Below are 10,820 nucleotides of genomic sequence, written 5' to 3'. Positions count from 1 at the left end.
GCTCGGCGTGGTCATCGCGCTCTTCGCACTCGGCGGCATCGGACGGGGGCAGGTCGAGGGCCAGCATCGCCCCGTACACGCCGAGCATCGCGGCCCCTGTGTCAGTGCACCGGCCGCGCCGGGATCAGGACTCCACCCAGTTGTGCGTGCGGGCCAACTCCACGATCCGCCTGCGCACCTGGAGGATCTGCTCGCCGGTCAACGAAGGCGATGCTGCGAGCAACGCCTCGGTGATCTCCTGAGTGAACTCGGCGGCCGACAACAGATCGCAATCACCGTCTTCGATCTCACTCCTGTGGTGCGTCGACGGCCTCGGTGCGGCAACGGCGCCTGCGCGCGTCGGACCACCACCGGATGCGACGATGCGAACGCGCGACGCCTTGAGCCCGCGTTCCCCGTCTTCCACCTCGAACTCGACGTGCGACCCCGAACGAAACAGATACTTGTCGTCCAGCAGGTCGTTCGCGTGCATGAAGACGTCGTCCGTACCGTTGTCCGGCGCGATGAAGCCGTAGCCGCGCACGTCATCGAAACTGAGTACTTTTCCTGTCACCACTGAGAACACCCCAACCTCAACCACAACCACTGGGCACTGACCGCTTCGGGCGTCGTGTGCAACGCCACCGGCAGGCTACAGCAGCGTCCCGAGCGGCCGACGGGCGTGGTCGTAGTTTGGCTCGATCCGGCGCAACACACCGCACGGTTGGATGGGACCGTCAACGCCTGGGGTCGGTGAACAGGGCGAGCACCAGCCCGGCGAGTGCTGAGAGGGCGAGGATGAGGGCGGCGACGACCGTGCTGCGGCCGTGCTGCCGCGAAAGCAACGGACGTCGCCGCTTGACCCGACGTAGGACGCTCGGACGACTGGGGTGTCGGCCCTGGCAGCGGCCGGTGGGGGAGCGCGGGGCAGGCACCGGCGTCGACTGCGGTGGGTAAGGGATGCGGTCCCAGCGCGCCCATCGAGGATGGCGGTGCGGTGGGGTGCTGGGTTCGCCACCGGGGAGGGGATCGGCGCCCTTGAGCCGGAGGAGCCGTTCGACGATGGGTGCGGGTTGCCCGGTGAGCAGCAGGGTGACACCGGTCGCTGCGGCGTCCTGCTGCGCGGACGTGAGCGAGTCGAGTCCACTGGAGTCCAGCAGGGTCACACCCGTGATGTCGAGGTGGATCGTTGTCGGTCCGCAGGCGATGCAGAGGGAGAGCGCGGCCTTCAGCCACTCGCCCGTGTACATATCGATCTCGCCCGCCACGTGCATGACGGCGTGTTCCCCCTCGCCCTGACGATGGGTGCGGGGAATGAAGACGGTCCGATGGGTGAATGGAGGTAACGAGGGAGTGATCATGACGACTGCTCCGTGCCGAGTGGGTGAGGTGTGCGCGCCCGCCGGTCCGCCGGGGTACGGGCCGTCATGGTGATGCGTCCGCTGTCGCCCCCGGGCACGCGCGGGCCCGGGAGAAGCGAGGCTGTAGTCCTGGTCGAGGGTCGAGGGTCGAGGGTCGAGGGTGGGTCGGTGGGTGAGGGGGTGCGTGTCTGGTGGCCGCACCCGGACGGTCCGTGGTGCCGCCGCTACCTACAGTCTCGTGTGCCCCCGACTCCCGCGACCATGCGACCCCATCGGCCCGTTCTACCTGTTCGGAACCCCTGGAGGCCCAAGGTGATCCTGTGACCCGGGATGGGAAGTGGTGTTCCTGTGACAACAGGTGATGTTGTGTCAGCTCCTGCGTTCCTGGGCCGTCGTCGCGCTGCGGGTCGTTCGTGCCGTGGGCCGGCGCGCTGCGGGATGGCAGCAGACCTGCTGGTACGGGCCGAACCGGCTGAATGGGCGTGAGCGGCGTCCAGCTATGGGTCCAATACCTTTACTTCGTCTGCGAAATCATCACTTCTCCTGACGTCACACACCACGTCTGACATCATCGCGGACGTTCGTCCCACGTCAGAGAAGAGAACACCCCGTGCGCCACCTCGGACAGTCCCGCCGCCTGGTCACCGCCGTGGCCCTGGTCGTCGCTCTGGCAGCCTGCGGTTCTCCTGGAGAAGAGGGGGAGAAGGCGAAAGCACCTCATCAGGGCAAGAGCGAGGCGCGGGCCGAAGCGAACACCACGGGCTGTCCCGACCCGGAGCTCCTGAAGCCGGTTCTCGGCAGTCCTGCGTTCTCCCTCTCGGCCCACGGCGACTGGCACGACGGTGGATGGCACTGCGGCTACGAACCGGCCGCCAGAAACCCCCTCGGGCATCGCCTCGACGTCTACACCGAGCGGGACGGCTACCAGGCGGGTGCGCCCGGCGGTCCCGCCGAAGGCTACGGAGCCATGCCCGAGGTCGGCCGGCAAGCATCCTTCCGCACCAGTTGCCCGGGCGATCCGGGAACCGGTCGGCTGAGTGCCGGCTTCGCCCGCAAGGGCGGCCAGGAAGCCAACACACAGGAAATCGTCTTCATGGCTGGCGGGGACGTCATCAAGGACTGTGCAAAGCAACTGGAGCTGATGCGCTCCCTCGCCCGCGTCTTCTACGACCACCAGATCGGCAGGCCCACCGGCTGAGCGCCGACCTCTCACCGAGTGCGGCGCGAGCGAGGCCGCCGACCGACTCCACCCGGCCGGGACGGCCGTCCCTCACCTCGGCAGACCGTCCTGTTCGGACCGATCAGGGGCGTAGCGCGCTGATCGCGTGCTCGACGCTGGGCTCCAGAGTGAAGACCTGGTCCAGTCCGACGATGCGGAAGACCCTCAGTAGATCGGGGCTCAACCCGGCCAGGGACAGTGGACTACTGGTGCTCTGCGCCCGCTGATAGGCGCTGACCAACAGGGTGATGCCGGTGGAGTCGCAGTAGCTGAGATCAGACAGATCGATCACCAAGCCCGCGCCGGACTCGAAGGGGATCTCATCGAGGGCGTCGCGGAGCCGGTGCCCCGTGTGATGGTCGAGTTCACCGGCCACGGTCAGCAGATGAGGACCCACGGGGTGGGGTCGAGCGCTGACGGTCAGGGTGCGGTCGGTCACCAGGACTCCTGTACGGGTTCGGTGCGGTGGACGGGAACGGAGAGCGAGCGGTGCCGTGCCGTCGTGGACGGCCGCACCCTGATCGGTGAGGAGTTCAAGTACTCCGGCCAGCAGACCGTCCGCAGCCTGTCGCGTGGCGGTCGCCGGATGAGCTGTCGGCCCACCGCAGCCGGGCGGGGTGCGCGCGATGACGAGGGTGTTGGAGCGCGAAGTCGACGGGTTCGGTGGAGCGGACGGACCTCGTCCGGCGACGGGGGCAGCACGTTCTGGCCAGGGATACTCTCCGTCACCGCCACGCTGTCTCCGCCCGTCCCGGGGTCCCGTACCCGCGTACTCGCTGGCCGGACTGCTGCCTTATCCTACGGATCGCGTACCCGAATTCCGACAGTGGAGGCGGCGGCCGAGACGCGGTGCGAGGGATCAGGCGGTGCGGCAAGCACGCACGGCACGGGTGGAAGTCGCTGTTTCCCGTTGTGGCCGAGGAGATTTTCGGCCGATTCGGGGGTTGCCGGCAGGATCGAAGGGTTTCCCATGGCGGGTTCCGAAGGCGCTGAGGGCGGGTTGCCGGTTGCGGACGGAGCGGACGTATTCGCCGCGGACGAGGAGGTCGGCAGGCACCTCGCCCAGGTCGATTGGGACTCCACTCCGCTCGGGCCCCCCGCCCGATGGCCGCAGAGCCTTCGAACGGCCGTGAGCATCCTGCTCTCCTCACGGTTCTCGATGTGGATGGCGTGGGGGCCGGAACTCACCTTCTTCTGCAACGACTCCTACCGTCGTGACACGCTGGACCGCAAGTACCCGTGGGCGTTGGGTCGGCCCGCGAGTGAGGTGTGGGCGGAGATCTGGGAGGACATCGGCCCCCGCATCGACACCGTGCTGGCGACGGCGACGGCGACCTGGGACGAGGCTTTGTTGCTCTTCGTCGAACGGTCGGGGTTCACGGAGGAGAGCTACCACACCTTCTCCTACAGCCCCCTGCGCGATGACGCGGGCCAGGTCGTGGGCATGTTGTGCGTGGTGAGCGAGGACACCGAGCGGGTCATCGGCGAGCGTCAGATGGCGACACTGCGGGACCTCGGCTCCGACCCCACCGTCGTACGCACCGAGCAGGAGGTGTTGGCCTTCTGCGGCCAGCAACTCGGTCACAATCTGCTGGACCTGCCCTTCACACTGACGTATCTCTTCGACGGCCACGGCTCGGCACGGTTGGCCGGTGCGACCGGAATGCCGATCGGGCACGCGGCGGCGCCTGCGGTGCTGCCGCTCGATGACCCGGAAGGGGTCTGGCCCGCTGCTGACCTGGCCGAAGGCGAGCCCGTGCTGGTGGCACTCGACGGCGCTCCGTTCACCGGACTGCCCACCGGCGACCGATCGGAACCGCCCGTACAGGCGTTGGTCGTGCCGCTGTTGCAGCAGGGGGACACGCCGTACGGCTTCGTGGTGGCTGCCCTGAACCGGTATCGGCTCCTGGACGAGGGGTACCGGGGGTTCGTCGACCTGGTCGCAGGCCACATCGCGGCAGGGGTCGCGAGTGCCCGCAGCTATGAGGCCCAGCAGCGGCGGGCCGAGGAACTGGCCGAACTGGACCGGGCGAAGACGGCCTTCTTCTCCAACGTCAGCCATGAGTTCCGCACCCCGCTCACCCTGATCATGGGCCCGCTGGAGCAGTTGCGCACACGGTTGGCCGAGGCCGATCCGCAGATGCGCGAAGAGCTGGACGTGATGCACCGGAACGGGTTGCGCCTGGGCAAGCTCGTCAACACCCTGCTCGACTTCTCGCGCCTTGAGGCCGGCCGGATGCAGGCCAGGTACGAGCCCGTTGACCTGGCCGCCGTCACCACCGAACTGGCCAGCGTTTTCCGGTCCGCGATCGACCAGGCCGGGCTCGTTTTCAGGGTGGATTGCCCCCCGCTCGACCAGCCCGTCCACATCGACTCCGAGATGTGGGAGAAGGTGGTGCTCAACCTGTTGAGCAACGCGCTGAAGTTCACCTTCGACGGGTCGATCGGTGTGTCGCTGCACGCCGACGGCGGCGCAGCGGTGGTGACCGTCACGGACACGGGCATCGGCGTTCCGACCCAGGAGATCCCCCGCCTCTTCGAGCGCTTCCACCGCATCGAGAACGCCCGCTCCCGCTCCAACGAGGGCAGCGGTATCGGTCTCGCGCTGGTGCGGGAGCTCATCGGACTGCACGGCGGCAGCATCACCGCCGACAGCACCGAGGGCGAAGGCACCCGCTTCACCATCCGATTGCCGTTCGGCTCCGCACATCTGCCGGCGGACTCCGTCGCCCCCGTCAGCGAATCGACCGGTGTGTCGACCGCGGCTCACCCCTACATCCAGGAAGCTCTGCGCTGGCTCCCCGCGGCCCCAACGGACAGTGCCCCCCGGGATGTCCGGGACGCTGCTCCCGACCCGGCGGCGACCGCCTCCACCCGCATCGTCCCCGCGACCCTGCTGATCGCCGACGACAACGCCGACATGCGCGAGTACCTCGTACGACTGCTGTCAGGAGCCGGTTACGAAGTGAGCGCCGTCAACGACGGCCAGGACGCGTTGGACGCCATCCGCGTCCAGGCACCCGATCTGGTCGTCAGCGATGTGATGATGCCCAGGCTCGACGGGCTGGCCCTGGTCGCCGCATTGCGCACCGACCCCCGTACCGCTTCCGTACCCGTCCTGCTGCTCTCCGCGCGCGCCGGTCAGGAAGCCTCCATCGAGGGATTGCAGGCCGGGGCCGACGACTATCTGGTGAAGCCGTTCGCCGCCGCCGAACTCCTGGCCAGGGTCCGGGCGAACGTGGAGTTGTCGCGGCTGCGCAGCCACCATGTCCGCTGGCGGACCGCACTGGTCGACTCCCTCCAGGAAGCGTTCTTCGTCTGCGACGAGGACGGCGCCATCATCGAGATCAACACCGCCTTCGCCGACATCCTCGGCTACGGTCCGGAGGGCCTGCCCTACCCGCATGTCCATCCGTGGTGGCCGGACGCGACCCGCGATCCGGAGGCACACCGACAGGTCACCGATGCGTTCACCGGACTGCTCGGGCAGACCCACGGCAGCTACACCATCCCCGTCACCCATCGGGACGGCCACCGGCTGTGGATCAGCGCCACGTTCAACGAGGCGCAGGACCCCGACAGCGGTCGCCGCGCGACCGTCGGCACCTTCCGCGACGTCACCGCGGAGCACTACGCGATCCAGCGCGAGAGCGCCCTCGCCTCCCTGAGCACGCTCCTGTCCCGGGCCACCGATCTGTCCGATGCGCTCGACGGCGCACTCGCGGAGCTGAAGGGGCTCTGGCGCGCCCGACACGTCTCGGCGGCCGTCTTCGGCCTCGGTGACCGGCCCGCCCTCACCGCCACCGACCCGGCGATCAGCTGGCAGCAACTGTCCGACGAACGCCGCCACGACCTCCATGAGCTCAGCCAACGGCCCCTGCTCACCCTGACGGTCGACCACTCCGGGGCCAGCATCGTCCTGGAGCACCCGGAAGGCCCCCTCGTGCTCTGGGTGGACCTGGGCGACCACCGGCCGTTCACCGGCGAGGACCAGTTGCTTCTGTCGCTGCTGGCGGGGCATCTGGCGCAGGGTCTGCACCGCGCCCACCAGATCGATCAGCAGCGCGAGACGGCCCTCGCCCTCCAGCGGGCCATCCTGGGACCCTCCAGGCTTCCCGAGGGCTTCGCTGTCCGCTACGAGCCCGCGACCCGGCCCCTTGAAGTCGGCGGCGACTGGTACGACACGGTGTCGCTGCCCGACGGCCGCATCGGCATCATCGTCGGCGACTGCGTCGGACGCGGGCTGGCGGCAGCCGCGGTCATGGGGCAGTTGCGCAGCGCCTGCCGCGCCCTGCTCCTCCAGGACGCCAGTCCCGCCCGGACCCTGATGGCACTCGACCACTTCGCGGCGAGCGTCCCCGGTGCCGTGTGCACGACCGTCTTCTGCGGTGTGCTGGACCCCGGGACGGGACGGCTGACCTACTCCAGCGCCGGTCATCCGCCCGGCATCCTCGCGTACTCCGACGGCACCACGATGCTCCTGGACGGCGGTCGCTTCGCACCGCTCGCCGTCAGGCCGGGCGTCGAGCGCCCCGAGGCGGAGTGCACCGTACCGGCCCGTGCCACCCTGCTGCTCTACACGGACGGGCTGGTCGAACGACGGCGCCGACCGCTGACCGTGGGCATCGACCAAGCGGGCGAGGCGGTTCAGGACGGGCGTGACGCCGCCGTCGAGGAGCTGGCCACCCAGGTCATGGAGCGGCTCGCCCCGGCCGGTGGGTACGACGACGACGTCGCCCTCCTGCTCTACCGCCATCCCGCTCCGCTCGATATGACCTTCCCCGCCGAGTCCGCCCAACTGGCCCCCGTACGAAGTGCCCTGCGCAGTTGGTTGGACCAGTGCGACCTGCCTCCCCAGACCGTGCAGAACGTGTTGGTCGCAGCTGGTGAGGCGTGTGCCAACGCCATTGAGCACGGCCACCGCGACAGCCCGGGGGAGACGGTTCGGCTGCGGGCCGAGGCACTCGTGAACGATCTGCGTCTGTCCATCGCCGACAGCGGGCACTGGAAGACGCCCCAGCCCGAACTCAACGCCCACCGCGGTCGGGGGATGGCCCTGATGCGCGCGATGATGCAGCACGTCACCATCACGCCAGGCCCGAGCGGCACTATCGTCGACATGCATACGAGGATCACCCGATGACCACACCGCTCACCCTGACCTCCGGACACCGTCCGGACGGAACGCCCGTCCTCAAGGCCGTCGGTGAGATCGACATGAGCAACACCGACGCCTTCGCCGCCGCGCTCGGCACCATGCCGGATCGGGTGGTCGTCGACCTCACCGACGTCGAGTACCTCGACAGCGCCGGTTTGAGCGTGCTGTTCGCGCAGGCGCACCGGCTGGAACTCGTCGCGGGCGCGCTGCTGGTTCCCGTACTGACGTTCTCCGGGCTCGCCGATCTGACCGTCGTCCACGGCCCCGACCCCGATCTGCCCGACGCGCCCATCGGTTGAGCGACGCCCCGCCCCCGGTCGACCAGAACCTCAGCGGGCGAGGCGGCGCACCAGGCGTACGTACGCACTCCACCGGGCCGGGCGTGCCACCGAGCCCGTACAGGCCAGTTCGGCGCGGTCGAGAGAGTCTTCCAACAGTGCGTCGTGCAGGGGGCGCCACAGGGCCGGCCAGGTGAGGCGGGCGGTGCCATGGGTCTCCATGGCGAGCGTGTGGCGCAACAGGGCGTGTTCGTCGTCGACGGGGAGGACGGTGAACTCGTGGAAGCCGTCGAAGCCGCGCGGCCCGCTGAAGGCGAACCGCACCCAGACGGCCGGGACGTGGGCGATGACGGTGTAGCGGATCGGTCCGTGCCCGCCGACCGCTCCGGTCGTCAGCGGGCCGTCGAACTCCATGCGCGGCCACGAGCCGTGGGGCCAGAGCGGATCGCCGTCGCCCGCCAGCGCGTCGACCAGGGCTCCCACCGCGTCCTTCTCGGCGGTCAGCAGTCGTTCGTGCACGTTGTAGACGCCCATCGGTCCTCCCCAGACCTTTATAGAGACTGCTCTCTAATATGGTGGAGGGTACTCTCTCGGCCATGGCCAGGCCACCCCGCTTCGATGTCGACCAGTTGCTCGACGCCGCCGTCCGGCGAGCCGCGGCATCGGGTCCGACCGGGGTGACCATGTCCGCCGTAGCCAAGGACGTGGGTGCCCCGAGCGGCTCGGTCTACCACCGCTTTCCCGGGCGGCCCGCACTGCTCGCCGAGGTCTGGCTCCGAACGGTCGCGGGCTTCCAGGAGGGCTATCTCCAGGCCCTGGGAGCGGACGTCGATCCGCAGCGCGCGGCGCGTGCGGCGGCCCGCCACGTCATCGCCTGGAGCCGTGCCCACCCCGATGAGGCGGCGCTCCTCCTCTACGGCGCTGAGGACTTCGGGCGCACGGAGTGGTCCGAGGAGCACCGGTGCCGCGCGGACCTGGGCAACCAGCGCGTGTACGCGGCCCTCGCCGCCCTGGCCGCGGCCCTGGGCGTCAAGGGCCCCGGTGCGGCCGAGTGCATCGCACTTGCCCTGGTCGAACTCCCGCTGGCGTCGGTCCGCCGCCATCTGCGCGCCGGTCAGCCCCTGCCCGCACATGCCGAGGAACTCGCCGAACAGTGCGCTGGGGCTTTGCTCGACGGGCTGCTCGCGGGCGAGATCGCCGTCTAGGCGTCGTCTCCCAGTACCCGGCGGGCGCACAGCGAGGGCCACGGCGCTCCGCTGTGCCTGGTGACCCGGGCAGCGCCCCCGCGCTGCGTTGTTGAATTGCCCGGATGTACCCATTACGGGCCGACACTCCGCTTTGTGGTGCACCGCATCTGACGCCGTGTGCTGATCCGCCAGTTAGTACGGGACAACCCTTCGGGGCTGCGTTCGTTCCTCGGGGCGCGACCCCGCGGGTCCATTTCAGTCGCGGCCGTTGAGTGGGACGTGCGGTGGAGGCCAGTACTCCGGGTCCATCACGCAGTCGTCCTGGGTGCTCGCGGGCGTCCCAAGTGCGGGAAGGCGCAAGGAGGTGATCATTCCGCAAAGGAAGATCAGAGGGATGGATTTCAGCCAGATCTGGGAATGTCCGAGGCCGGCAGGGAGGTGCTCGACCGGGCGTGCCGGGAGATGGTTGTTTGCCCAGGTCAACCAGCCTGATTCCTTCAACCTTCTATTATCCAGGCCTCAGTTAATCCTGGGGGCTGTGGGGCTCAAGAAACGGCTTGGGGTGAAGGGGCGTCCGAGGAGAGGCCTTGACCGTGGCTCGTCAAGCGCTACGGTCTAGACCAAGCAACGGCGGGATCGAGCCTACGTCGCGAGTACGGGTGACAGACCCCCCACGGTCCGTCTCCGGCTCCGGCGGACGCGCTCCAACGCCGCTGCCCTGTCCCCTCCGTGTCCTGCACGCGTGCAGACCCCCCACAGAAGGAGCCGACATGAACGGAAAGAGGAAGATGGCCGTGGCCATCGGTGCGGGAATCGCCCCACTCCTCGCCCTCAGCCTGCCCGCCAGCAACGCGGGCGCGCACGGCTACATCAACTCACCCGCCAGCCGACAGGCACAGTGCGCGGCGAACACCGTCCCCTGCGGTGCCATCAAGTACGAGCCCCAGAGCGTGGAAGGCCCCAAGGGGCTGACCAGTTGTAGCGGTGGCAACGCGGGATTCGCCGAGCTCGACAACGACGGCAAGGGGTGGAAGGTGTCTCCCGTCAGCAAGTCGACCAGCTTCACCTGGCGACTGACGGCGCGCCACGCCACCAGCACGTGGCAGTACTACGTCGGCGGTCGGAAGATCGCCGAGTACAACGACGGTGGCGCACGGCCCGGTGCGTCCGTCACCCACCAGGTGAACTTCGGTTCGCTGAGCGGCAAGCAGAAGGTTCTCGCGGTGTGGAACATCGCCGACACCCCGATGGCCTTCTACAACTGCGTCGACGTCGACGTGCGCTGACGCACCACCCGGTGAGGCGGACTCCATGACCGCGTCACCCGCAGTCCCCGTCCCTCCAGGGAGGGCGGCGCGGTCAAACGCTCCAGAGTGACCGTTCGCCCGGTTCCCGGGCCTGGTGAGCCGCAGGTCCGGGAACCGCGTCCCTGGTCGACGTGCTCCACCGATGGCGCAGTTGGCGCATGTGGGCCACTCCTCCTGCGTGATCGGCGGTACGGCACCACCCCCGCGGGCGCTCCGGTGTTGGACCACGACAGATCCCTGTCGGTCAGGCGCCGACCGCCCCGGCAGCGAGCCACCCGAGGGGGGACGCGGTGGTGGTGCGGGGTGTGCGCGTGCTGGTCCAACAGAGAAC

9 protein-coding genes are annotated in these 10,820 nt (G+C 69.0%); 5 read left to right on the top strand and 4 right to left on the bottom strand.

Translation table 11 applies throughout. The annotated features are described in order from the left end of the window. Nucleotides 1-124: 124 nt before the first annotated feature. Together ABZ348_RS34270 and ABZ348_RS34265 are read right to left on the bottom strand one after the other, a co-directional pair. Nucleotides 125-553 (bottom strand): cold shock domain-containing protein, encoded by a 429-nt coding sequence (locus tag ABZ348_RS34270; RefSeq protein ID WP_358939863.1) that lies wholly within the window; start codon nt 551-553, stop codon nt 125-127. 163 nt (nt 554-716) lie between these two features. Beyond that, nucleotides 717-1,340, bottom strand: coding sequence for an STAS domain-containing protein (locus ABZ348_RS34265; protein ID WP_358939861.1), 624 nt, complete (start codon nt 1,338-1,340; stop codon nt 717-719). Between the two features lie 610 nt (nt 1,341-1,950). On the opposite strand from ABZ348_RS34265, the gene ABZ348_RS34260 reads away from it, so the two are divergent. Then, entirely contained in the window at nt 1,951-2,538 is a 588-nt protein-coding gene (locus ABZ348_RS34260; RefSeq protein ID WP_358939859.1) for a hypothetical protein, read from the top strand. A 103-nt stretch (nt 2,539-2,641) separates the two neighbouring features. Here the strand turns inward: ABZ348_RS34260 and ABZ348_RS34255 are convergent, their stop codons facing one another. Next, nucleotides 2,642-2,998, bottom strand: coding sequence for an STAS domain-containing protein (locus tag ABZ348_RS34255; RefSeq protein ID WP_358939857.1), 357 nt, complete (start codon nt 2,996-2,998; stop codon nt 2,642-2,644). Between the two features lie 531 nt (nt 2,999-3,529). Here ABZ348_RS34255 and ABZ348_RS34250 point away from each other — a divergent pair. Together ABZ348_RS34250 and ABZ348_RS34245 are read left to right on the top strand one after the other, a co-directional pair. Then, on the top strand, nt 3,530-7,702 hold the full coding sequence (locus ABZ348_RS34250) for a SpoIIE family protein phosphatase (protein WP_358939855.1): 4,173 nt from the start codon (nt 3,530-3,532) through the stop codon (nt 7,700-7,702). Further along, nucleotides 7,699-8,016 (top strand): STAS domain-containing protein, encoded by a 318-nt coding sequence (locus tag ABZ348_RS34245; protein WP_358939853.1) that lies wholly within the window; start codon nt 7,699-7,701, stop codon nt 8,014-8,016. Before ABZ348_RS34250 ends, ABZ348_RS34245 begins: the two co-directional genes overlap by 4 nt. 30 nt (nt 8,017-8,046) lie before the next feature. Here ABZ348_RS34245 and ABZ348_RS34240 read toward each other — a convergent pair whose 3' ends face one another. Beyond that, nucleotides 8,047-8,529 carry an SRPBCC family protein gene (locus ABZ348_RS34240; RefSeq protein WP_358939852.1) on the bottom strand — a complete coding sequence of 161 codons (483 nt, stop codon included), beginning with the start codon at nt 8,527-8,529 and terminating at the stop codon, nt 8,047-8,049. A 62-nt stretch (nt 8,530-8,591) separates the two neighbouring features. Here ABZ348_RS34240 and ABZ348_RS34235 point away from each other — a divergent pair, with 62 nt between their 5' ends. Beyond that, complete coding sequence (locus tag ABZ348_RS34235; RefSeq protein WP_358939850.1) at nt 8,592-9,200, top strand: TetR/AcrR family transcriptional regulator; 609 nt, start codon at nt 8,592-8,594, stop codon at nt 9,198-9,200. Between the two features lie 752 nt (nt 9,201-9,952). Beyond that, the gene (locus ABZ348_RS34230; protein WP_358939848.1) at nt 9,953-10,468 is read left to right on the top strand and encodes a lytic polysaccharide monooxygenase auxiliary activity family 9 protein; all 516 of its coding nucleotides are present in this window, start codon (nt 9,953-9,955) and stop codon (nt 10,466-10,468) included. Nucleotides 10,469-10,820: the final 352 nt, after the last annotated feature.

The sequence above is a fragment of the Streptomyces sp. NPDC005963 genome (assembly GCF_040638655.1).
Classification (GTDB): Bacteria; Actinomycetota; Actinomycetes; order Streptomycetales; family Streptomycetaceae; genus Streptomyces.
The sequence above is the reverse complement of the archived record's forward strand: the minus strand, read 5'-3'. Positions and strand labels throughout refer to the sequence as shown.